The 25,426-nt window shown below is 41.0% G+C and carries 16 protein-coding genes; 4 read left to right on the top strand and 12 right to left on the bottom strand.

The window, feature by feature from the left end:
• Positions 1-112: 112 nt before the first annotated feature.
• From C7B70_RS00265 to C7B70_RS00250, 4 genes are all read right to left on the bottom strand, one after another.
• Entirely contained in the window at positions 113-1,075 is a 963-nt protein-coding gene (locus C7B70_RS00265; RefSeq protein WP_106367076.1) for a DUF362 domain-containing protein, read from the bottom strand.
• Between the two features lie 114 nt (positions 1,076-1,189).
• Positions 1,190-3,727, bottom strand: a complete 2,538-nt coding sequence (locus C7B70_RS00260) for a response regulator (RefSeq protein ID WP_106367075.1) — start codon at positions 3,725-3,727, stop codon at positions 1,190-1,192.
• 202 nt (positions 3,728-3,929) lie between these two features.
• On the bottom strand, positions 3,930-4,313 hold the full coding sequence (panD, locus tag C7B70_RS00255; RefSeq protein WP_106367074.1) for an aspartate 1-decarboxylase: 384 nt from the start codon (positions 4,311-4,313) through the stop codon (positions 3,930-3,932).
• 96 nt (positions 4,314-4,409) lie between these two features.
• Positions 4,410-4,928: an inorganic diphosphatase gene (locus tag C7B70_RS00250; RefSeq protein WP_106367073.1), complete on the bottom strand. Its 519-nt coding sequence runs from the start codon at positions 4,926-4,928 to the stop codon at positions 4,410-4,412.
• Between the two features lie 483 nt (positions 4,929-5,411).
• Here C7B70_RS00250 and C7B70_RS00245 point away from each other — a divergent pair, with 483 nt between their 5' ends.
• The 4 genes from C7B70_RS00245 to C7B70_RS00230 all read left to right on the top strand — a co-directional run bounded on the left by C7B70_RS00245 (position 5,412) and on the right by C7B70_RS00230 (position 9,354).
• Positions 5,412-5,876: a phosphate-starvation-inducible PsiE family protein gene (locus C7B70_RS00245; protein WP_106367072.1), complete on the top strand. Its 465-nt coding sequence runs from the start codon at positions 5,412-5,414 to the stop codon at positions 5,874-5,876.
• An 8-nt stretch (positions 5,877-5,884) separates the two neighbouring features.
• Positions 5,885-6,334 carry a nitrate reductase associated protein gene (locus C7B70_RS00240; protein WP_106367071.1) on the top strand — a complete coding sequence of 150 codons (450 nt, stop codon included), beginning with the start codon at positions 5,885-5,887 and terminating at the stop codon, positions 6,332-6,334.
• Between the two features lie 422 nt (positions 6,335-6,756).
• Positions 6,757-8,568 (top strand): amino acid adenylation domain-containing protein, encoded by a 1,812-nt coding sequence (locus C7B70_RS00235; protein ID WP_106367070.1) that lies wholly within the window; start codon positions 6,757-6,759, stop codon positions 8,566-8,568.
• A 93-nt stretch (positions 8,569-8,661) separates the two neighbouring features.
• On the top strand, positions 8,662-9,354 hold the full coding sequence (locus tag C7B70_RS00230; RefSeq protein ID WP_106367069.1) for a 4'-phosphopantetheinyl transferase superfamily protein: 693 nt from the start codon (positions 8,662-8,664) through the stop codon (positions 9,352-9,354).
• 54 nt (positions 9,355-9,408) lie between these two features.
• Here the strand turns inward: C7B70_RS00230 and C7B70_RS00225 are convergent, their stop codons facing one another.
• From C7B70_RS00225 to C7B70_RS00190, 8 genes are all read right to left on the bottom strand, one after another.
• The gene (locus C7B70_RS00225) at positions 9,409-10,167 is read right to left on the bottom strand and encodes a HEAT repeat domain-containing protein (protein ID WP_106367068.1); all 759 of its coding nucleotides are present in this window, start codon (positions 10,165-10,167) and stop codon (positions 9,409-9,411) included.
• Positions 10,168-10,216: 49 nt separating this feature from the next.
• Positions 10,217-10,600 (bottom strand): N-acetyltransferase, encoded by a 384-nt coding sequence (locus C7B70_RS00220; RefSeq protein WP_199191969.1) that lies wholly within the window; start codon positions 10,598-10,600, stop codon positions 10,217-10,219.
• A gap of 68 nt (positions 10,601-10,668) precedes the next feature.
• Positions 10,669-10,908, bottom strand: coding sequence for a hypothetical protein (locus C7B70_RS00215; RefSeq protein ID WP_106367066.1), 240 nt, complete (start codon positions 10,906-10,908; stop codon positions 10,669-10,671).
• An 81-nt stretch (positions 10,909-10,989) separates the two neighbouring features.
• A complete protein-coding gene (locus tag C7B70_RS00210; protein ID WP_106367269.1) occupies positions 10,990-12,435 on the bottom strand; it encodes an AmpG family muropeptide MFS transporter in 1,446 nt (481 codons plus the stop codon).
• A 314-nt stretch (positions 12,436-12,749) separates the two neighbouring features.
• Positions 12,750-13,475, bottom strand: a complete 726-nt coding sequence (gene psb29, locus C7B70_RS00205; RefSeq protein WP_106367268.1) for a photosystem II biogenesis protein Psp29 — start codon at positions 13,473-13,475, stop codon at positions 12,750-12,752.
• A gap of 199 nt (positions 13,476-13,674) precedes the next feature.
• Positions 13,675-17,667 carry an amino acid adenylation domain-containing protein gene (locus C7B70_RS00200; RefSeq protein ID WP_106367065.1) on the bottom strand — a complete coding sequence of 1,331 codons (3,993 nt, stop codon included), beginning with the start codon at positions 17,665-17,667 and terminating at the stop codon, positions 13,675-13,677.
• A 3-nt stretch (positions 17,668-17,670) separates the two neighbouring features.
• On the bottom strand, positions 17,671-22,224 hold the full coding sequence (locus C7B70_RS00195) for a non-ribosomal peptide synthetase (RefSeq protein ID WP_106367064.1): 4,554 nt from the start codon (positions 22,222-22,224) through the stop codon (positions 17,671-17,673).
• A complete protein-coding gene (locus C7B70_RS00190; RefSeq protein WP_106367063.1) occupies positions 22,221-25,424 on the bottom strand; it encodes a non-ribosomal peptide synthetase in 3,204 nt (1,067 codons plus the stop codon). Before C7B70_RS00190 ends, C7B70_RS00195 begins: the two co-directional genes overlap by 4 nt.
• Positions 25,425-25,426 lie beyond the last annotated feature (2 nt).

The raw sequence follows: 25,426 nt of genomic DNA, 5'->3' as shown, positions 1-25,426 counted from the left end.
ACTTGCTTAACGAAAAACTAAAAAAGATATTTTCCCCCTTAAAAAGGGGGTATCTCTATATTATGCAAGTTATAAACCCTTTCAAAACCTCCTCAAATATCAAAGGAAAAGCTTACAAATAAGCACTCATCGGCTCTTTAATAAACCGAATGTAAAAATGCTTAAACGTAGACTTTAAAACGCGAGGCATTCCAAAATCAATCGGCATTAACGTATCGGGTAGCCGCCAATCATCTATTTGTAATTCGTCAGGTTGCAAGAGGGGAAAATCAATACTATCTAAGTCCACCCAAAGCCCCAACCTTTGACAGGCAGCGATTGTAGGGACAATAGAGGGGTCAACTTTTAGAAGATGTGCGATCGCACAGTCAAGGGTAAAGACATTACCTGCTGCCCCCAAAACCCCTAACTGCCGAGGTTCTCCCCCACTAGGGCCATTTCCTTCATGAGCAATAATCCCATCAACAATCGTCAAGGCTGGATTAATTGCCCGTGCTGTTTCTACCAGCATTTGCCCAAATCTAGCGCTATCTTTCCCCGCTTCCATGTGCCACCATGCTTTCATCTTTCCAGGGACACAACCAAATAGATTTTTCACACCCATTGTCAAAGTTAGCTGCATATGCGACTTGATTTTAGGCAAGTTGATAACTACATCTGCCTCCATTGCTTCAGTAGATAGCAACAGATGGTTGAATTCTTGCGCCTCCGTTTGGTAACGTTGCCCATGAAAATCGATAATTGGTAAATTTAGTTTTTCTATCCAGGGTAAATAACCATTAGCAAGCGCCACTCCTTTAGCTGTCCCAAAAGCTGGACTATCGCCTAAAAAAGGCTTACCTCCTGCCTCCATGACCATTTTGGCGACAACATATACTAATTCGGGACGAGTAGTACATTCTTTACCTGGACGCGCCCCCGTTAACAGATTAGGCTTAAGTAAAACGCGATCGCCCATTTTGACTATAGCTGCCATTCCTCCCAGTGGTGCTAAGAGTTTGGCAATGTTATTTTGCAGAGATTCTAATTCGTAGGAGTCGGCGCGAATTAAGCTAACAATTGGGTTTGGGTTCATAAAAAATTAATCTAGTTGCTGGGGCAATATAGTAACTTCAAAATAAATAGTTTGATTGTCCAACAAATTTTTTAGACTGAACCATGCGAGAAACTTAGAATTAATATTTATAACTCAATATATTTTATCTACTTTTACCCTACTGGCTCCAACTAAAACTTCCAAAATCGCCTTAACTAATTCCGTTGGTTCTACTGGCTTAATCAAATGGCGTTGAAACCCAGTATACAAAGACTTTTTGATGTCTTCTTCTTGGGCAAAGGCGGTAAGAGCGATCGCTGGAATTTGCCCGACAAGCTTCATTTCTCGAATGCGATTTAACAGAGTATAGCCATCAGTGTGAGGCATAGCAATATCGCTAACTAAAATATCTGGTTTAAACTGCTCAATAACTTCTAAGGCGTTGGCGGCGCAGCTAACCCCTAGAGCGATCGCGCCCGATGCTACCAAGGAAAGCTCGACAAGTTCTAAGCTATCAACTTCGTCATCTACTACCAAAATGCGGATATCTGCTAGGGGCAATGGTAGGGTTATTTCCTGACTAATTTCTGGCTTTGAGTCCCTAATTGACTGAAAAAGCGGCAGTACGACAGTAAAAGTAGCTCCCTGTCCAACCCCAGGGCTACTAGCTGCAACAGTACCACCATGCAACTGGGTAAGATGACTTGCGATCGCAAGTCCCAATCCTAGCCCGTCGGTAGAACGCTCTGTAGAACTATCAACACGGCGGAATCGATCAAATACATGGGGCAGAAATTCTTGACTAATGCCTTTTCCAGTATCAGTTACTTTAATTTGAACTTGAGAGCCATCTTGTTGTAAACAAATTTCAACGCTCCCACCTTGGGGTGTGAACTTGATTGCGTTTGTCAATAGGTTAGTAACAACTTGTTGTAAACGGTTCAAATCGCCCAAAATTTGACCACCGGTGTTGAGGATGGAATTAAGTTTGATCTGTTTTGCCTCGGCGATCAAACTCATGCTACTAATAGTGTTTTCTATTACTGTTGCGAGTCTCACCGGAGCCATAGTTAGCTGCAAGTCGCCGCGAATCATCCGGGAAACATCAAGCAAGTCTTCAATTAGTTGTACTTGGGCTTGGGTGTTGCGTTCGATGGTTTCTAGCGCTCGGTTGGTTGTTTCTTTGTCTAGTTCCCGCGTTTTCAGTAGCCGCGCCCAGCCTAAAATTGCATTAAGGGGCGATCGCAATTCATGGGATACCACCGCCAAAAATTCATCTTTACTCCTGTTAGCAGCTTCGGCTTCTGCTCTTGCTGCTTGTTCTCTTTGTAGCAATTCTTCTTTTTCTGCTCTCAATTGCTGGGCTGTGGTGATATCGATATGAACTCCAACCATGCGGACAGGTTGCCTAGTTTGATTGTAAAAAACTTGTCCTTTGCTTTGCGCCCAGCGCGTTTGACCGTTAGGATAAACAACTCGAAATTCAATGTTGTATTCTGCGCCCGTAGCTACCGATAAGTTGATAGCATCAAGGACGCGATCGCAATCTTCTGGGTGCAGCCTGGAAACAAACAGGGCGTAAGACCCATCAAAATTTCCCGGTTGAAAGCCCAGTAAGGCTTCCATATTGGCAGACCAGATAATTTGACCTGTTACTATGTTCCAGTTCCAAGTTCCCATCTGAGCGGCGGCTAAAGCAAGGCGCAACCCGGCTTCACTTTCTTTTAGTTCCACTTCTACCTGTTGCCTTTGGGCTAATTCGCTCTGGACTTGTTGGTAAAGCTCAGATTGGGCGATCGCAATTCCAATTTGCGTTGATAATTGCTTGACTAAACTAATGTCTATTTCTTGCCAGGGGCGCGGCGATGAGCAATGATGAGCAATTAGCAATCCCCACAATATTTCGCCTTCAAATAATGGTGCAACTAAACAGGCTTTTACTTGAAACTGCTCTAATTGTTCTATATAACACTTGTCTATCCCAGCTTCGTAAAAGGCTGTTTTTGTAGTAATTAGCCCTTGGCGGTAGTTTTCTATATGGGGGCTGATAAAGTAAGGCGAGTATAAATTTGCAGATATTAAGCTTTTCCAATCTTCCCCCACCGATTCAACAATCGCCGTCCCGCTTCCGTCTGGTTGGATTTGAAAAATAACTACGCGATTAGTTTGCAGAAATTGCCTTACTAAAGTAACCGTTGTTTGCAAAACTTCTGCTAAATTCAACGATTGACGAATTTGTTGAGCAATTTGGCTGACAATTTTTTCTTGCTCGATTCGTTGCTGCAATTGCTGCTGTACTTTCTTCGATGCGATCGCACTTCCTACCGCCAACTGTAATACTTGTGGGGTTATTTGATTTTTGACTAAATAATCTTCTGCGCCGTTTTTAATTGCTTTTGCGGCTATGGTTTCGTTTCCTTGTCCAGTAATCATAATCACTGGAGGATGGAAGCCCGACGGTATTTTTTTCAATTCTGCCAAAAATTCTAATCCGTCCAAGTCTGGCAAAGAAAAGTCTAATAAAATTCCATCTACTGACTGCACGCCGCACAATCCTAGTCCGTCTTCTGCCGATGAAGCTTCTAATAAGGTATATTCATACTCTAAATCGGCTTGCAGATAGCGACGATAAACTTCCCGATCAGGCGGAAAGTTATCAACGATTAAAACTGTACGGTGTTGTTTACTCATAATGCTTTACATACTTTTAGTTCCGAGCAGTTACTAGCAACCAATAGTATCTATAGCGACAGCGCTAGTAGCTTACTGTTAAGAGCTTTCAAATACAGTAGTAATTATACGCTATTTATCTTCCTTCTTAAGATAGATGATTTTTTATATAGTTATGTATAGCTTGATTTGCTTAAGATGTTCTCAACAAAATTATTACTTACTAAAGGGAAGCTAACAAATCATCGTAGCGCCGCACTTCGGCAATTTTGTTATGCTGATCTACTAACACAACGGTAGGACAATAGGTTGTAATTTCTTGGCTGTCAAATTGAGCGTAGGTCATAATAATAACGCGATCTCCAGCCATTCCAAGGCGTGCGGCGGCTCCGTTTAATTCTATCGCTCCAGAATTGGCGGGGGAAGCGATCGCATAAGTAATTAACCGTTCACCATTAGCAATATTTACTACTTGCACTTGTTCGTAAGGTAAAATTCCCGCAGCGTCTAATAAAATGCGATCAATACTAATACTCCCAACATAATCAAGATTGGCAGCCGTAAGTGTACAACTATGAAGTTTGGCGTAAAGAAATGTCCGTTGCATTGTGGTGGGGCGATAAAGCAAGAGGAAAATTACTTTTTCCTCTTACATTCTAAACTTGTCACACTGACTTACTTAAGTTGTTTTCGAATCTGAATCTCAACCTTTTTCGCTGCCAGCTTTAATACACTTTTCTACTAAAGGCATCACAAATTCTACATCTTGCCAGCCGCGAATGTCTGTAACTTTTTTCTCTAAATTTTTATAACTGCGGAAAAACTCAGCAATTTCTTCTAATCGGTGAGGGGCAATGTCTTTGAGAGATTTTACATGGGCGTAGCGGGGATCTTTATCGGGGACGCAAAGAATTTTCTCATCGCGATCGCCACCATCAATCATTTCTAACATTCCGATGGGTCTGGCGGCAATTACGCAGCCAGGAAAGGTTGGCTCATCCATTAGCACCATACCATCAAGGGGATCGCCATCATCGGCTAGAGTATTGGGTATAAAGCCGTAGTCATAGGGGTATTTTACCGACGAATACAGTACCCGATCCAAAGCAAAGGCTTGTAACTCTTTATCGTACTCGTACTTATTTTTGCTTCCTGCGGCAATTTCAATCAATACATTGATTAACCCTGGCTTGGGTTGGGCTGGAATGCGGTCTAAATCCACAAAATTTCTCCACTTTATATTAGGCACAGGAACGACTTCAAAAATCGTCCCCTTGAAAAGGCATTTTAGGATAAAATGGACACCCACGAAAATAGAATAAGTATTTGTAGCAGCCAAAAGGCTTGTTTTATGGGCGATCGCCCTTTAATCTGATGAGATATCAGATTAGAGCAACCGTCCTATGCAATTTAACGCAGGTATACGTTTTGACATCCTCTCAGCACTAAAGTTACTGAAATTCCTAAGACTCACGAATTAGGTTTCTGTTTCTTCCCATTACTGGTTTTTCGCAACTGCCTCTACTCTCAAGGAGTTTTTTGGTCTTATGTTCGCTCCACAGACTTTAGGTAATACCTTCCCGCAAGCCCTGCGGTATCACATAATTCTAGCTCATAAAAATGCTTTGGGGATTAGAATCCCCCGCGCCGCTTTCCTCCTTCTTTCTCTAAAGCCACTAGGTTTCCCGCATCCCGCGAGGTCTTTATGAGACAAAGAAACTTATTTAATCAACTTCGAGCGGCGGGTACTGATGAGAACTTTCTTAACTTAGTTCATTTCGTAGAAAAAATTGTGTCTAAATTCTTGGCTATAGCGATGTTAATGGTAATTGCTGTTGCTATATTCGATTTAGGTGTACTTTTATTTAAAGAATTATTTTCAGAGCCTATTGGTTTTTTTAATACTACACTAATTGAGTTATTCGGACTATTTTTAAATGTTTTGATTGCTCTAGAGTTATTAGAAAATATTACAGCCTATTTAGAAAAAAACGTTATTCAAGTTGAATTAGTTATAGTTACATCTTTAATTGCGGTGGCACGAAAATTGATTATTCTAGATTTAGGCAAAACCAGTGGTATCCAACTAATCGGACTTGCGATCGCAATTTTTGCTTTATCGATTAGTTATTGGATTGTCCGCTACAGCAACACTAAACCATCTCTTTAGCTAAAACTATGACATTCTTTCAATTTGAAGCCGATTTTGTCGATAGTCTTCGTTGTATTCCTATGCAAGTACGTTTCAAGCTAGATACCTGTGGAATCAAGCTCAAACTAGCAGATTGGAGTCATTTTAGCGAAGCAGAGCGTCAAACCATCACCCTGCAACCTTGTACAACTACAACAGAGATTCAATCTTATCGCCAAAGGTTGCTTTATTTAGTGCAAAAACACACGGGTAAGATAGCGAAAGATTTGCCTATAGATGCAAAACCTGAATGGATGGACGATACTATTATTCCCACAATTTTGCAAGAAAAAACTCAAGAAATCGGCGCAACTTTAACTATGCAGCAGTGGCAAAATTTGACCTCTTTACAACGATTTGCTTTAATTAAACTTAGTCGTCCCAGCCACGAAAACAAAAATTTTGTTCCCGCTATGCAAGAGTTTCAGCTATTTTGAGGAGCAAGGCTTCGTTTGTAAATCCCGTCTTTGGGCGGCTTCTTGCTTAAGACTAAAATTTGTAGTTAAATAATTTTATGTAGGAACTTTGCTATCTTCATATTAAATTGTTACAACTTTAATCAAAAAATATATATCGGAACAAATACGGTGTTTTGCTATTCAAAAATGAATCAGCTTAAAAACTTCTGTATTTATACGTATTGCAGAATGATATAAATGTTTGCTAAAAAACTAAGGTAACAACTGACGAAAGTAGGCATAGCTAACCAATATTAGGCTCAAGTTATTAATTAAATATAAAACTAGGGATATATTTATAATTAGCCAAAACTTTGGAAAAATCCCATGATTAGCAATCAAATAGCAAAAATTAAAATTTAATTGCAGATATTTTTAATTAAAAGTTTAGGAATCAATTTATGAATAATGTTAGGCGCGATTTTTCTTCAACTCAAGAGCAAGTTTTAGACCTTTCCTTACTGGCGGCAGGAGAAAAAGAACAGCTATTAAAAGTATGGAACAATACAAAAACTAATTATCCCCAAGACCAATGTATTCATCAACTATTTGAGGAACAAGTTAAAAGAACTCCCGATAAAATAGCTGTGAGTTGTGAAAATAAGCAACTAACTTACCAAGAACTAAATAAACGAGCGAACAAAGTTGCGCGTTATTTGCAAAAAGCAAAGGTTTCGCCCGAAATTATGGTAGGTATTTGCTTAGAGCGAAGTCTTGACTTAATTGTGGGATTGCTAGGGATTCTCAAAGCTGGGGGTGCTTACGTGCCATTAGATCCAGCCTATCCTTACGATCGCTTGGCGTTTATGTTGCAAGACTTGCAGCTTCCGGTAGTATTAACAGAGATTGGTTGCTTAGAGCGACTACCACAGCATCAGGCACACATTATACTAATAGACGCAGAAGAAAGTGCGATCGCGCTGTTAAGCGATGAAAATCTAGAAAGTACCGTTACTTCCAAAAACTTAGCTTACACTATCTACAATTCGGGTACGGGTAAACCTAAAGGCGTACAAATTAGCCATCAAGCAGTAGTCAATTTTCTATCTTCCATGCGTTGCGAACCAGGAATGAACGAACAAGATGTCATGCTGGCTGTGACGACAATGAGTTTTAATATTGCCAGCTTAGAAATTTACTTACCGCTCATAGTAGGAGCAGAAATTGCCTTAGTCAGTCGTGAAGTTGCCGCAAATCCGATTGAGCTTGCCCAAAGCCTAGCAGCAGGCGTTACAGTTATGCAAGCAATTCCGAGTATTTGGCGCAGTTTATTAGCTTCTGGTTGGAAGGGAAACAAACAACTAAAAGTCCTCTGTGGTGGCGAAGCATTGAATAAAGGATTAGCTCATCAGCTACTAGAGAAGGTAGGCTCAGTCTGGAATATGTATGGCGCTGCTGAAGTTACAAGCTGGTGTACCATTTGTCAAATAGAGCTTGGTAACACACCAATTTCTATAGGTAGACCGATTGCTAATACTCAAATATATTTGCTAGATCCCATGCTACGGCGCAAGAGCGACCCTATTACACCCGTACCAGTGGGAGTAATGGGTGAAATGTGGATTGGTGGCGCAAGTTTGGCTCGTGGCTACTTTAATCGCGCCCAAATGTCAAACAATTTTGTGCCTAATCCTTTTAGCGACGAACCCAATTCTTACCTTTACAAAACTAGAGATTTGGCTCGTTATCTCCCCGATGGGAAGATTGAATTTATTGGGCGTATGGATAATCAGGTAAAAATTCGCGGTTTTCGGATAGAAGTAGAGGACATTGAAGCAACTCTTGGTCAACATCCAGCCATTAAAGAAACAGCAGTTGTTGCTCGTGAAAATGTAGCTGATGGAGACAAATATTTAGCTGCTTATTTGGTTTTGGATTCGCAATTTTTTCAGCAATCTCAAAATAAAATTGGGGAACAGCCTATTAGACATAGCAACATTTTGACAATCCCAGCTTATGCCCCAACGGCTGTTCAACTTTGGCATAATCCTGAAGAAAAACAAACTGTAAATAAGTTAATAGAGCAGCTACAAGCTTTACTTAAAGAGGAGCTACCCGAATACGCCATTCCATCGGTTTTTGTCGTCCTAGAAGCTCTCCCGGTGACTTCTAATGGCAAAGTTGATCGTCGAGCGTTACCAGAACCCAATCAATTTAACTCGACTTTAAGCGAAGAATTTGTTGCTCTGATCGCTCCCAGTGACGTAAAGTAGTAAAGATTTTGGTGTAGAGACGTTACACTATAGCGTCTCTACACGGGTTTTGCTTGCCTAGTGCGATCGCCTAGTAAATTCAATCAACTAACGATGCTCGATTGTAATTGGGTTTTGCCACCAACTCAGGTATCAGCTAGTAAAAATGAAGTTCACATTTGGCGCTCTACTCTCGATTTGCCTAGAGAAAAGGTAGAAATATTAGCTAAAACTTTGTCCGCCGACGAGCGCAAGAGGGCGGATCGGTTTCATTTTGAGCAAGATAAACAGAGGTTTATCGTGGCGCGTGGCGTGCTAAGAACGATTCTTAGTAACTATTTGGGGATACCCGCCGATTGCTTAAAGTTTGATTACGGACACTATGGCAAGCCAGCAATTAAAGACACCCAATTACGGTTTAATTTGTCTCACTCTCAAAGTTTAGCTTTGTACGCCATAACGAGCGATCGCAATTTGGGTATAGATTTAGAATTTATCCGCCCGATGAGGGAAGCCGAGCAAATTGCCAATCGTTGCTTTTCTCGTCGCGAAAATGCTATTTTTCAAGCTCTCACTCCTAGTCAAAAACCCGCAGGCTTTTTTCATCACTGGACTCGCAAAGAAGCGTATCTAAAGGCTGTAGGCGACGGTTTGGCAGCTTGTAACGATGATTTTGACCAAACAGTAGCAACAGAGAGGCTTCGCGCAAATTGTTGGTTTCTGCGATCGTTCGCTCCTGCACCCAATTACTTAGCGACTGTAGCTGTAGAAGGCAATGGCTGGGATATTGTTTATTTTGAAATATAAATTTTGCGGTAGAGACGTTGCATTGCAACGTCTCTACCTTGGGAATTACGTTTATTAAAACCATCCTTCTTGTTCCAAGGTTTCGATTAGTTGCAAGCCGCGCGGATCGCCAACGCCCAATAATGAGGCTTTAGAATCTTCCCTGACTCCCAAGTCTTCATCTTCAGCGAAAGCTTGAATTAAAGCATCGATGGCTGTGGCGTAAACAACATTAGAAGGCAATTCGCGGCACAATTGACCAATCGCCCACGCGCAATTGCTCCTGACGGCAGCGACAGGATCATTAACTAAGGCTTCAATTAATGGTGGGATTGCACCGACAACCCCTTCGTAACTTACTCCCGCCATCTGCGCCAAAGAACTCGCCGCCCATAACCGTACCGCAGAAATATCGGTTTTTAAAGCCTCTGCTAGAGGTACTAAGGAACGGCGATCGCGGCAGTTTCCCAACGCCCACACGATACCTTTACGGACGTAACCATTCCAATCAACGTTTAACTGCTCAATAAGCGGTAGAACCGCATTAGAGTCGGGGTTGCGCCCGATGGCATAAGCTGCACTTACTCGCACTAAAGGGCAAGTATCAGATAAAAGGTGAATAAGATGAGGGGTAGCGCGTCTGTCTTCTAATTCGCAAAAAGCCCGTGCTGCTAACATCCTTTGCTGGGTTTGCGGATCTTCTAGCAAGGCTAACATTGCGTCAGGATTTGGTTTATACGCCTCAACTTCAGCCGTTAACGGTTCAAGGTGATCTAGGGGACTTTCTAATTCTTCCCCTTCAAGTAAGCTGATTAAATCTTCGTCGTCATACATAACTATTCAAGCTACCACAACCTTTAGCTGTTAGCTTTGTTTAGTATATCTATTTCAATGGTTTTACCATCGATAGCGATTGAGTTTGATAGCCTAACTGATTGTAAAGATTTAAGGCGCTGCTGTTGGCTTGAAATACTTGTAGAGTGATCGCGCGCAGTCCTTTATCAATTGCCCAAGCTTCGACTAAGCCGATCAAAGCTGTAGCAATGCCTCTACGGCGGTGTTCTGGGGCGACATAGAGTAGAAAAATGTGAGCAATGGGATCGCCTGTTATTTGATCTATTGCGTTTCCTGCCCACAGACAAGCTACCGGAGAATTGCTATCATTTACCCACCATAAAGGCGTCTCTCTAGATAAATACTGCTCTACAGTCAGGGCTAAATGAGAAAAATCTTGTTTTGGGGCTAGTTCTTGATAAGTTTTTTGCATAAACTTTACTAGCAATGCCCGATCTCTACTCGATCCAGCCTGAACTTTGTAACCTTGTATTACCACATTTAATTAATCGTCATGCGGAATTGATCCGACAGCGCCAAATCGTCCGGGATGCCTTTTACCAATACTGATAAGCCTGGAGGTAGTTGTAATTCTGCTTTTTGGGGTGAATTGATTTCCTCAATTGGCGCAGGTGCAGCCATATCGTTAGGTATAAATATCCGGGCGCTAACTGCTACAAGGGCAATAAAAAATACAAACACGATCGCAAAGGGAAGCACGTATTGACGAAAGATAGCCATGTTGGTAGCCGTAGAAAGCAAAAAATATGAGAACTTAGCTAAAGAATTGTTAAGCTCTCTTTTATCTTACAACTTAATTTATTAATAATCATCATCATTTAATCCTGGTTTTGCCATAGCAATCGGCGGCGAATTCCAAGGCGCAATAAAAGGTAAAAGTAACAATCCTGGTAACGCTGCTACAATCGAAAGCAAGAAAAAGGTTGACCAACCTGTCATAACGGCTATTTGTCCGGCGGGGGCTGAGATGATGTCACGACTAATAGCAACTAAACTTGAGAATAAGGCAAATTGAGTCGTTGTAAAGCTATGGTTGCAAAGACTCATCAAATAGGCAACAGTGACGACAGTAATTAAACCTGCACACAAATTCTCGATATTGATTGCTAAGACAAGCAGAGAATAATTTTTTCCGAAAACCGCCAGAGCATAATAACCTAAGTTACTGAGTAATTGGAGAATCCCAAAAATCCACAAGGCGCGATTCATACCAATTTTCGTTAAAATAGCTCCTCCTGCTAACACTCCTATTGTTGTGGCAAAAAAGCCCATCCCACCTTGGATTGCGCCAATTTCAGTTTTTGAAAAGTTGATCTCCTGTAGAAATAAATTTGCTGTAATTCCGACCAAAGAGTCGCCCAGTTTGTAGAGCAAGATGAAAGCTAAAATCAAACTTGCTTGCGTTACTCCAAAACGCCCGAAAAACTCTTGAAAAGGTAGAACTACCGCGTCTTGTAATGATTGTGGTGGGCGACTTTCGCCGACGTTATTTAGCCGCTTCGGTAATACAAAAGCTGCAACTATCCAAAAAACGAGTAGACCTGCAATCAGTAGAGATAATGTAGGCAAAGAGATAAAACCTGTAATTAATCCGCCGACTAAGCCCGCCAGGAGTAAAGCAAATAATAAGAGAAAAATCCCGTCTTTAGCTGATATAGGTGCAGTATGTTGTTCGCCTTCTAGCATTGGTTCTGAGGGAGCAAATAAAGTCGCAATTATGCCAACTCCCATAAAAGCCGCCATGAATAAATAAACGGCATTCCAAGAAATGTAATCGGCTAAAACTAAAGCCAAAAAGCCAGTTGCAAGCAGCGCCATCCGGTAGCCTAGCACCCAAACCGATGCACCTGCGCCAGCTTCAAGAGGTGATAAAACATCTGTTCTATAAGCATCGCCAGCAATATCTTGAGTTGCACTTAAAAATGTAATAATTAGGGCGATAATTGCCAGTATTTGTAAGGATTGGAGGTTTTGGGAGGGTTGTTGTAATGCCATTGCTGCGATCGCAAGTACCAAACCAATTTGAGTTAATATGAGCCAACTGCGTCTTCGTCCTAGAAATGGCGGTACAAAGCGGTCTAATAACGGCGACCATAAAAACTTGAGCGAGTAGGGAACGCCAACTAAACTAAATAGGGTAATTGTTCCTAAGTCAATCTTCGCGTCTTGCATCCATAGTTGTAGAGTTTTGCTGGTGAGAAATAAGGGTAAACCAGAGGAAAAACCCAAGAATAGCAAAATTGCCATTTTGCGGCTTTGAAAAACTTGTAAAAAATTGCGCGTTGGATTCACTTGCGAAAAACCCCTAACTGAGCATAACTTTAGGCTGAAGTCATGATGCCACAGTAGGGGTTAATTGGAATGATGCGATCGCACGAGATCCCCCTAGTCCACGTCAACAAAGCGGTCAGGTTCAGCTACACCGCTTTTTGACTCCCCTTAAAAAAGGGTGAAAATATTTTGGAAAATCAAAATTATTGTAGAGACGTTGCAATGCAACGTCTCTACATAAAAATTCCTACGTTTAATTGGCAATGCCGACTTTTACAAATATCCTGTAATTAAGATGCGGTATCTTGGGGTTTATCGGGAGACTTAGCAGCAAGAGCAGCTTGTTGTTCGTCGGCTTTTCTTTGCCGCTTTTTGCGCTCGGCGGCTAACATATCTTCCATGACAATTAAGGCTTGGTTCATTTTTTCGACGTTACCGCGATACAAATCTAAGTCTTTGTTGAGTTTGTCTTCGGGTAGGTGTAGGCTGCTGGAAATTTGCTTGAAAGCTTCTTCGCGTTTAGTTTCATCTTTAACTAATTCTGGATCGGATAATTCTAGTAAACTAAATACACCGATCGCAAATAAACGACTGTATTTGAATTTGGGATTATTGGCAATTTCTTTGATTTGCTCTTGCAAATCGCTATAACCATCTACAGGCTTTTCACCACTCAACCATGCAGTCAAGTCTTGAGATGATAAACCTTTAGCAAAATTTCCCAAGCGTTCGGCATCTTGGCGATGTTTATCAGGATCGGTATTGATAGCTTGACACAAAGCTTGAAAAATTGATTCTTTATCCCGTTCTGGTTGATAGCCTTGCATAAAGCGCTCGTAGGCGGTAACAAAACCTAGCGCATATATGGGGTTGTAGCTAAAATCAGCGTTGACAGAGAGCAAGTGCGTTTCTACCATTAATTCCTCAACCACGCGGCGATAAATAGTGTTTATCGGGCGAGTGTGAGTAGAGTAGAATGACCTTTTGGTATCGGAAACAGTACGAACAGTGTTCACAGGTTGAGAATTAACGGGAGACGTATTAACTATTGTCTCGCTTAAAGGCGACTTTGCCAAGTCAGGAAGTTTTGCTTGAGAGGATGGTTTGGTAGTTAGTTGTGCGGGGAGATCCCCCCTAACCCCCCTTTTTAAGGGGGGAAAATCAGGAGAAATAGTTTTAGAGGTTGCCTTTTTTAGGGCGATCGCATAATAAGATTTAAGAGGTCAAATACTTATTCAATTCTTGGGCTAATGCTTGGACATTGGGACTTTTGAGCATGGTTAAATGATTGCCAGGTATAGAGTGTAATCCTACAGAACTTGTTAGTTGACTCCAGCCTAAAGTTGTGTCAGTGGTGGTTAAGGGTTCGTTACTTTTAAATAGTGCGATCGCATTTGGGTAACTTTGGGGTGAATAATTTAATGTAGCTTGACTATTTGCCCAAAAAATCCTCATTATTCGTTCAATTGTTAATTCGTCTAGCATTCGTAATCTAGTTTCTTGGGGGAAAAGGTGAGTAATTGTGGCGTTTTCTAGCAATGAAGTCCACCAGTGCGGAGAGAAAATTTGCTCAAAAGTGCTGGGAATACTAGCAGCATCGCAAATTAACTCCCAGTAATCTAGCAAGTAAGGATATATAGATTGGGGTACGGTGGTGACAAGAAATTTTAAACTATCCCAAAATGACGGTTGATTGTTGGGTATGGGTGCAAGAGTATCGAAAATTGCAAGTTTACTTACGGTTTCGCCTGCTTGGTGCAATTGTCGCGCCATTTCAAAAGCAACTAAACCGCCAAAAGACCAGCCACCTAGTTGATACACGCCTTTTGGTTGAACTTGACGTAAGGCTTTAATATAATAAGTTGCCATTGCTTCAAGGCTGGTTAATGGTGGCTGCAAACCATCTAAACCGCAGGGTTGCAGGGCGTAAAATGGTTGGTCTTTGCCTAAATGGGTTGCTAATTCGTAATAAGGTAAAACAACGCCGAAAATCGGATGAATGCAGAAAAATGGGGTTTTAGCACCTTGAGGTTGAAGCGGTACTAAAGGCGACCAAGTATAGTTTTTTTCAATGTTGGGTGCGAATTGTTCGACGGTTGGCGCACCCAAAAGCGCGGATAAAGGTAGGTTTTGCTTAAAATGCTGGTTTATTTGCTCTAATAACGCAACTGCTAGTAATGAATCTCCACCTAATTCAAAAAAGCTGTCTTGTATTCCTACTTGTTCAAGTTTAAGAGTTTCCGCCCAAAATGTTGTTAGGGTTGATTCTGTTGCATTACGAGGCGCTACAAAAGATTTGTGTGTAGTGGTATTTGAGCTTTTTAGGGCATTTCGGTCTATTTTACCGTTGGGTGTTAAGGGTAGCGATGACAAAACGATAAAAGCTGAAGGGATAGAATAATCGGGTAATTTTGCTTTGAGAAAGTCCCGCAGTTGAGTAGGGGAAAGAGTTAAGTTTGGCTGGAAGACTATATAAGCTATCAATTGTTTACTATCAGCATTTTTTTTCGCAACTACTACGGTGGATTGAATTGCTGGATGTTGGGATAAGACGCTTTCAATTTCTCCTAACTCAATTCGGTAGCTACGAATTTTTACTTGTTCGTCCTGGCGACCTGAAAATTCTAAATTTCCATTGGGTAGGTAGCGGACTAAATCACCAGTTTTGTAAAATTTTGGTAATGAGACGTTGCTAATTGGATATAAGAATTGTGGTAATAAGACGTTGCGCTGCAACGTCTCTACAAAGGGGTTAGGAATGAACCTTTTAGCTGTTAATTCAGGACGATGGAGATAGCCTCGCGCTACTCCTAGTCCACCTATGTATAATTCGCCGGGAATGCCTATAGGGACGGGTTGATAATTAGAGTCTAAGACGTAAAGTTGAGTGTTGGCGATCGCACTTCCAATCGAAATACTATCCCCAATCTCCGCCATGGTAGACCAAATAGTTGTTTCTGTTAGTCCGTAAGCATTGAATAAACGTCTCCCTTTTGCCCATATAGTCACGTCTCCCGTACAAGCTTCCCCCGCTAAAATTAGGGTTTGTAACGCTGGTAATTGTTCTGGGATGAGGGTTTTTAGCACCGCCGGAGGCAAGGTAGCATGGGTAATGGCGTGTCGACGCAAATAAGCAGTTAAGAATGCTCCTAGGCGCGATTTCTCTGGAATTAGGTAAAGCGTTGCGCCGTTAGCTAATCCCATAACTATTTCAAAAATAGACGCATCAAAACTAATAGAGGCAAATTGTAAAATTCGATGCTGTGGCTTAAGGTCAAAAATCTGTCTTTGCGCGTGGATTATATTAGTTAGTCCTCGATGTTCGATTAAAACACCTTTGGGTTGTCCGGTTGAACCAGAAGTATAGATTGCATAAGCTAGATTTGCTGCTTTTACTGAGTTTGTAGGATTATATTTATTTTGAAGGGCGATCGCTTTATCATCAATAAACACTACTTTATGCTCCCAATCCTCGGTAAACAAAGATTGTTGAGTTAGTAAAATAGTGATTTGCGAATCTTCTAACATGAAACGTGATCGCTCTATAGGATAACTTGGATCGATTGGTAAATAAGCACCCCCAGCTTTGAGTATTCCTAAAATTGCTACGATAATTAACGGCGACTTTTCTAAGCAAATCCCGACAAGTACATCGGGTGCAACTCCTAGGTTTTGTAAGTAATGGGCAAGTTGGTTGCTTTGTTCGTTTAACTGCTGGTAGGTTAGTTGATTGTTATCGTGTATGAGTGCGATCGCATTGGGATTATTATTTACTTGTTCCTCAAATATCTGATGTAGGCACTTATCAGGATAGTTTTGTTGGGTATTATTCCAGTCAATTAGTAACTGTTGGCGTTCGGTGGCGGTTAAAATGGGCAATTGGGCTAGTGTTTGCTGGGGATTATTGATAATTCCTGCTAGTAGAGTTTGCAAGTGTCCAGCCATGCGGAGGATTGCAACGCGATCGCACAAATCGGTACTATAAATTATCTGCGCTTCTAATCCGGCGGAACTCTGCCAAAAATTCAACTCTAAATCTAACTTACTTGTGCCATTTTCAATCTCAAAGGGACTTAGAGTAAGTCCAGGTAATTCTAAGGCTGTAAAGGGCGTATTTTGCAGAGATACCGCTACTTGAAATAAGGGATGTTTGCTTAAATCTCGCTCTGGTTGAAGTTCTTGTACTAGCTTTTCAAAGGGTAAATCTTGATGGGCGTAAGCTTCTATTGTTACTTGTTTTACCTTTGCTAACAATTCAACAAAGGTAAGATTGCTAGACAAATTAACTCGCATGACTAAAGTATTGACAAAAAAGCCAATCAATGGTTCTAACTCGGCGCGATTGCGGTTAGCGATGGGAGATCCCACAGCAATATCTTCTTGTCCTGTATAGCGATATAACAGCGTTTGTACGGCTGCTAAAATCGTCATGAATAATGTAACGCCTCTTTGCTGGTTGAAGGCTGCTAAAGACTCGCTTAGGCTGGCTGGAAGGGCTAAAAAGTTGTAAGTTGAGCCTTTATAGCTTGGAATGGGATTGCGAGGGCGATCGCACGGCAAATTTAAAGTTGGTAAATCGGCAAGTTGTGTCTTCCAGTAAGGTAGTTGCGACGCGATTATTTTTGGTAACTCTTGTTTTTGCCAAGCGGCGAAATCAGCATATTGGATAGGTAAATCAGGTAATAACGAAGTATTTGTCCAAAAAGCAGCGTATAGCGCGCTAATTTCCTTGAGTAATACGCCAATTGACCAACCATCAGCAACAATGTGATGCAGACATAGCAGCAAAATAGAGTCGTTGACATCTAGTTGAAATACTGTGACTCGCAGTAGCAAGTCTGTACTAAGGTTAAAGGGAAGCTGGGAAAGTGCGATCGCTTGTTTTCTTGCAGTAGTTTCTCGCTCATTTACAGGTAAATGTTGCAAGTCTACAAGTTTCAGCTTTATACTTGCACTCGTTGCAATTACTTGATTTAGTTGTCCTTGCTCCATTGCAAAGGTTGTCCGCAAAACCTCATGACGGCGGATTATTTCGTTAAAGGTTTGCTGTAGCGCTGTTAGATTTAAGTTTCCAGTTAGACGAATCGCCGCAGCTACGTTGTAGAAAGGATTGTTGGGCGCTAAAAGGCTGAGAAACCATAGTCTTTGTTGGGCGAAAGCAGCCGGAAAAACAAAAACTTCATCGGTAGAAATGGAGTAAGTCTGCAAGAATTACCTCCCTGAGTTTTCAGGATTTTTGAGAGACGATCGCAAACGGCGATGAGCATCACGGGAAAGCGGTACAATCCCTATGTCTGCGCCTTTTTGTTTGCTGTTTTGCAAGGCTTCGATAGCCAAAGCAAGGGGCGCGATTTGAGGAGTTTCAAAGACTTTTTGCAAAGGCAATTCTACGCTGAAAGCTTCGCGGATACGGGAAATTAGTTGAGTTGCTAGTAAAGAATGTCCCCCTAACTGAAAGAAATTATCTTGAGTACCAACATTTTTTATTCCTAGCAATTCTACCCAAATATTTGCTAATTTTTGCTGGGTGGGTGATGTAGGAGTAGTTGCGGCATTTCTTCCCCAATTTGGTACAGGAAGGGCGCGGCGATTGACTTTACCATTATTTGTAAGGGGGATGTTTTCTAAGACCACTAAGGCAGCAGGAATCGTATAATCGGGTAGATTTTGCTTTAGATATTGTTGTAATTGGGGGATGATTTGACGCGCTAGTTGTGCTTGCAAAGGATTATTAGTATCTGTCTTTGCTGTGTGTCTTTCCCTTACAACCTCTCTATTAAAAGGTACTTTTTGACTAAGGCTTTGAAAAATCACATCATAGCAACCTGTAGCATCGGTATTTATCCAACTTACTTCGACGGTGTAAGATAGCGGAGTTGATTTATACCAATCTTCCGGCTCAATACCTACGGTTTCTAACAAGCTTGATTCTGTACCAGTTAGCCATTGCGCGGTTTTGACGGCGGCGATTACACGAGCATTTGGTACTTTTGTTACCTGTAACATTGCTGGCTGATTTTCGAGCAAGTATTGATTTACTTTAGAAATACTTAACTTGGCAAATTCCCAATCAAGCTGATAATCAGGAATTGGGGTTTTTTGAGACTCAATATGCAATATGGCGTTGTAGCGAAATTGAGTTAATTCATTGCGATTACATCCTCGTGTAAGCTGTACTTGGACGTGACTAATTTTTTTAAAGCGCTGTTGCAATGCGGGAAAGAAAGCCGGATCGATAACTAATTCTGTTTCTTGATATATTGCTGCTTGTAACTGTTGCTGCAACTGCTCTTGAGTTATATTTGCGCCCATGCGATCGCATTGTACGGCTGCATGAAAAGCTGTTAATAGTTGCAAGTTTCGCACATCACCAATAAATATAAATCCTCCCGGCGTGACAGTTTCAATTGCTTGCTCTAACACTTGCAATAGGTAATCTAAGCTAGGAAAGTATTGGACTACAGAATTAAGAATCACACAGTCAAAATTTGCAGCTATTCCAGTAAAATCTGTTGCTACTTGTTGCAGTAATTTAACTTGTGGGAAAGATTCTACTAAAGGCTGTAAATATTGAATAGATGCAGAGGAAAAGTCTGTTGCTAAGTATTCGCTGCAATGAGGCGCAATTTTAAACAGCAATAAACCCGTACCGCAACCAATTTCTAATACTCGCTGTGGTCGCAATGCTAAGATTTGCTCTACGCGGCTATTTACCCATGTCTGCATTTGCTCGGTGGGAATGGGAAGCCCTGTATAACTGCTATTCCAGCCGATAATATTAAAGGTAGATTCGCTTGCAGATTGGCTATAGGTGCGATTGTAAAGATTTTCCCATTGTTTTACTTGCTCTAGTTGCAATTGTTGCTCTACGGTTGGTTGAGGGACAATGTAGGCTATGATGCGATCGCCATTGCTAAGAGCGATCGCATCAGTTACCATCGGATGCTGTTTTAACACTGTCTCAATCTCACCTAACTCTATCCGAAAGCCGCGAATTTTTACTTGCTCGTCAATTCGTCCAATAAATTCTAAATTTCCATCATGGCGATAACGAGCTAAATCCCCAGTTTTGTACAAACGATTGGTTGAAAAAGGATTATTGATAAACCTTTGCGCTGTCAATTCTTCTTGATTCAAATAACCCCGCGCTACGCCATCTCCAGCAATATAAACCTCGCCAACTACGCTGATTGGGACGGGAAGAAGGCGATTGCCCCTGGCGCTGCGCTCCGCGCAATCGCTTAATAAATAAATCTGTGTATTCGCCACTGGACGACCGATAGAGGGCTTTTCGTCCGAAACCATTAATCGTCCCACCGTTGCCCATATCGTTGCTTCTGTTGGGCCGTAGGCGTTGAATAAACGACGATCTTTAGCCCATTGTTGGACAATTTCAGTTGTACAGGCTTCACCACCAGCAATCACAGTTTGCAATAGAGGTAATTCGGACGCGGGTAAAACAGCTAAAACTGCTGGAGAAATAATCGTTGTATTGATCGCGTTTGTTTGCAAAAATTCTACTAAATTCCTTCCCGGTAACTGGGCTTTTTTGGGGGGAATGTAGAGACTTGCACCAACTCCAAAAGCAAGCATTATCTCAAAAATAGAAGCATCAAAGCATAGAGAGCTAAACTGTAAAATCCGGTTGTGCGATCGCAATTCAAAAGCTTTTATCTGTGCTGCAACTACATTACATAGTCCGCGATGTTCGATTAAAACTCCTTTTGGCTTCCCTGTCGAGCCAGATGTATAAATAATATAAGCAAGATTATCTAGATTTGCGCTACTGGTGGGATTTTCGGCGCTGTAAGTAGCGATATTCTCGTCTGTATCTAAACAAATTAGCTTTATATTTGCAAATAGCGATGTCAATGATTGCTGAGTTAAAACTACTTTTACTCCTGTATCGGTAAGCATAAACTCTCGGCGGCTTTGAGGATAATTTGGATCGATAGGTACATAGGCGCCACCTGCTTTAAAAACTCCTAATATCCCAATAACCATTTCTAGCGATTTCTCAATGCAAATTCCTACTAAACTTTCTGGCTTAATCCCTAATTCTTGTAGGTAATGCGCTAATTGATTTGCCTTATGATTCAATTGCTGATAGGTTAGTGTTTGATTATCGAAGACTAGAGCGACTTGATTTGGTGACTTCTCAGCTTGCTCCTCAAATATTTGATGAAATAATTTATCTGGGTAAGTACAGCTAGTTTGATTCCACTGTGTCAATAACTGATGGTTTTCGGTATCGCTTAATAAAGGTAAATCAGCTATGGGAGTATCAGGATTTGCAACAATTCCTGTAAGTAAGGTTTGAAAATGAGCGAGAAACTGAGAAATTGTACTTTTATCGAATAAATCGGTATTGTAAGCCAAAAAACCGCTAATTCCTTCAGCTTTTTCTGACCATAACCCACTTAAACCAAAACCTTGCTCCCACAGATGCAACTCTAAATCGAATCTTGTAGTAGTAACCTCAAACTGCAAAGGATTTATTGTTATTCCTGGTAATTCCAAGGCTTGCATAGGGGCATTTTGGAGAGCAAAAACCACCTGAAATAACGGGTTTCGGCTTAAATCGCGCTCCTCTTGCAATTCTTCAACCAACTTTTCAAAAGGTAAGTCTTGGCAATCGTAAGCTTCTATTGTCTTCTCTCGCACTCGTCCTAGCAATTCCCTAAAAGTGGGATTACCTGATAAATCTGTCCGCAATACTAAACTATTGACAAAAAAACCAATCAACGGTTCTAATTCGGCTCGGTTGCGATTAGCGATGGGAGATCCGATGACAATATCTTCTTGTCCTGTATAGCGACTCAGCAATACTTGAAACGCTGCAAGCATTGTCATAAATAAGGTTGAGCCTGTTTGCTTGCTCAAAGTTTCTAAGCAAGCACTCAAAGCTGGAGATAGAGAGAGTTTTTGTGTCGCACCTTTATAGCTGTGTACTCCTTTTCGCGGATTTGTAGGCAAATTTAGCATCGGAAGGTCAGCAAGTTGCGCTTTCCAGTAAGATAATTGACTTGCTAACACTTCTCCTTGCAAATACTTTCTTTGCCAAAATGCGAAGTCTGCGTATTGAATAGCTAAGGGTGGTAAAGGTTGATTTGTGTACAGTAGTCCGATTTCCCGAATTAATACCCCCAGCGACCAACCATCAGCAACGATATGATGCAAACTGAGCAATAAAACATATTCATTTTCGCTTAACTGTAATAATTTGACGCGCAGCAATAATTCTTTAGCAAGGTTAAATGGACGTTGTGCATCTTGGGTAGCAATATTTTGGGCTGCTGTTTGTCTCTTGGTGGCGGGTAAATGCTGCAAATCTACTATAGGTAAAGGTACATCAATTTGCGGAGATGCGATCGCAATTGGTTGACCATTTACTTCAACAAAGTTGGTACGCAAAGCTTCATGACGTTGGACAATGGTATTAAATGCTTGTTTTAAAGCTAAATAATCAAGCTTTCCAGTAAGACGCAAAGCCGCAGGTATATTGTAAAAAGGATTTTCAGGAATAAGTTTATCTAAAAACCACAACCTTTGTTGAGCAAAAGATAAGCAAGTACGATTAGTTTGAGTTACAAGGGGAGGAGATGGACAGAGTAAAGCAATTAACTGTGACTTGTTTTTGATGATATGCGATCGCAATTCCTCCGTCAAAACTCCTTGAGGCGCGTTACATTGCAGGCTTTCTCCTTCTACAGATACCTGAATATCTAAACGCCGTAAATCCGCTAATAATTCAATAGCCGTCAAAACTCTACCTCCTCACGGATTTTAGAAGTAACATTTTTGCCACTGATTATATACTCCGCAAGTCCTGCAATAGTTGGAGTTTCAAACACTCTTTTAAGCGGTACTTGTACGCCAAAACTCTCACGGATTCTAGAAACTAACCCTGTTGCAAGTAGTGAATGTCCCCCCAATTCAAAAAAGTTATCGTCAATTCCAGCTTTAACGCCTAATAATCCATCCCATAACCCTACTAATTGGACTTCTACAGAATTACGCGGAGTTTTGTTAGAGATATTTTGTGTAAAATCCGGTGTAGGAAGGGCTAGGCGGTCTACTTTACCATTGAGTGTTAGAGGTAATCCATCTAAAAACACAAAAACCGCCGGAATGGAATAGTTTGGTAACTTTACTTGCAAAAACTCTTTCAATTGCGAGCTTTTTAGCTGTACAGAAGCAACGATATAAGCAACTAAATTCTCCTCTTTAACTACAACTACACTTTCGCGTACTTTGGGATGCTGATTTAACACTGTTTCAACTTCCCCTAATTCAATCCGAAAACCCCTTACTTTTACTAAATCGTCTTTGCGTCCAATAAATTCTAAATTGCCATCAGGTAAATAACGGGCAAAATCACCACTTTTGTACAAACGCGCTGATTTTTGCCAAGGATGAGCAATAAATTGTTTAGCTGTCAATTCAGGACGATTAAAATAACCGTACGCTAAACCATCGCCGCCAATATAAATTTCTCCTGTAACTCCTACAGGTACAGGGTTTAAGTTATTGTCTAATAAATATATTTGCGTATTTGCGATCGCCTTTCCAATCGGGATAGTTTTTAATTGTGTTACATCTTCAACTTCGTACCAAGTAGTAAAAGTAGTATTCTCTGTGGGCCCATATACGTGCAACAAGTGCTGAGGCTTGCTTTCAACCACTGCTTGCACCGATTTCACATCCACCATTTCGCCGCCAAATAGTAGATATTGCAAACCTTTAAAAGCTGACGGAATTTCTCGCGCTATTTGGTTAAATAAAGCAGTAGTCAGAAATAAAATATCAATCTCTTGCTGTTGGAGTGTTTGGGCAAAATCTTGAGGAGACAAGGTTTCTCTATCGATTCCGATTAATTGCGCTCCGTTTAAAAGTGCGCCCCAAATCTCAAAAGTTGCCGCATCAAAGAAAATATTGGCACATTGAGCAACTTTATAGCTACTTTTCCAAGTAATGTAATTAGAATTAATTAGTCTATTTACCGCTTGATGAGTGACAGCAACACCTTTAGGGATTCCTGTAGAGCCAGAAGTATAAATTATATAAGCTAGAGTTTCGGCGGTTGATTGATTGGGGAGGTTTTTATCGCTTTGATTTGCTAATTTTTGCCAATCTCTTTCTAAACAGAGGATTTTAGCGTTAAAGAAAAGGTGAGCAAAGCTTTGTTGCGTAACGATTACAGCTATTGTTGTATCTTCCAACATGAACTGTAATCGCTCTTGTGGATAGGTTGGATCTAATGGTACATAAGCAGCGCCAGCTTTAAGAATACCTAATAAAACTGCGATCGCAATCGGTGTTTGTTCCATACAAATCCCCACCAATGAATCTTTACCCACACCAAGTTTTTGCAAATAACGCGCCAGTTGATTGCTACCGTGATTTAATTGCTGGTAAGTAACTTGATAATTTTTATAGTTAAGGGCGATCGCATGAGGATTAATATTTACTTGGTTTTCAAATAATTGTTGAATAGAAAGATGCTTTTGATAATCTTGTTGCGTTTGATTCCATTCCCGCAAAATTCGATTTTCTTCAGCAACGCTCAATAAAGGCAAATCGGTTAACTTAGTATCAATACTCTCAACAGCGCCAGTTAATAGGGTTTGGAAGTGCTGAAGTAATAAGGCGATCGCATCTCTATCAAACAAAGCAGTATTGTAAACTAAAACCCCCCGTAATCCGGCTGATTGTTGCCATTTATCTCCCCACAAGCTTCTAAAATCTTCACCGCACGCCCACAAATAAAACTCCAAATCAAACCTAGCCGTTGTCGTCTCAATTTCTTTAAAGGGCGCAAGAGTTAACCCCGGTAACTCTAATTGCTCCATAGGGGCATTTTGCAGCGCAAACACGACCTGAAACAAAGGATTTTGATTTAAACTTCGTTCGGGGTGCAATTGCTCTACCAGCTTCTCAAAAGGCAAGTCTTGATGAGCATAAGCATCTACGGTAACTTGCTTAACTCTGGCTAATATCTCTTTAAAACTAGGATTATTTGATAAATCGGTGCGAATAACTAAACTATTGGCAAAAAAACCGATCGCATCTTCTAATTCTCGGCGATTGCGGTTAGCAATGGGAGATCCTACAGCAATATCTGTTTGTCCAGTATAACGACACAACAAAGCCTGAAAAGCTGCAAGTAATGTCATATATAACGTTACACCTTCTTGCTGACTTAGGAGGGAGATTTTTTGCGCTAAATCTTGGGGTAATTCTAATAACTCTGTTGCACCCTTGTAACTATTTTGTAGAGGACGATGGGAAGCAATTTCAAGTAAGGGCAAATTTTGTAACTGTGATTTCCAGTAAGTTAATTGCCTTTCTAACACATCTCCTTGCAAATATTCTCGTTGCCAATGGGCAAAATCTGCATACTGAATTGTTACTTCTTCCAGGGGTGAAGGCTTCCCCGCACAAAAAGCAGTGTAGATTAAGCCCAATTCTCGAACTAGTAAAGCGCTCGACCATTCATCAAAGATTATGTGGTGTAATGCGAAAGCAAGTACATATTCTCCCGCTTCAATTTGCCACAATTTTACTCTTAACAGCGCTCCGTACTCCAGGTTAAAGGGTTGCTGACCGAATAAAGCGATTTCTTGTTGTGCGGCGGATTCTCTTTCCTTGACAGGCAAAGGTTGTAAATCAATTAATGATATAGATATTTTTAACTCAGGTAAAATAAGCTGTACGGGTTTTCCGTCTACGGTGTCAAAATTAGTACGTAATACTTCATGACGGCGGATAATTTCATTAAAGCTTGATTCAAAGACGGCGACGTTGAGTAAACCTGTTAACTGCAACACATTTACCACGTTGTAACAGGAAGAATTGGGAAATAGGCGATCAAGAAACCATAGCCGTTGTTGTCCAAACGATGCCGGAAAAACAAAAACTTCTTCGTCAGAAATATTGTACCGATCCGATCCTGCTACAGTCATTA

The sequence above is a fragment of the Chlorogloea sp. CCALA 695 genome (assembly GCF_003003885.1).
GTDB lineage: Bacteria > Cyanobacteriota > Cyanobacteriia > Cyanobacteriales > Chroococcidiopsidaceae > Aliterella.
Note: the sequence above shows the minus strand (reverse complement) of the source record. Positions and strands in the feature narration are given on the sequence as shown.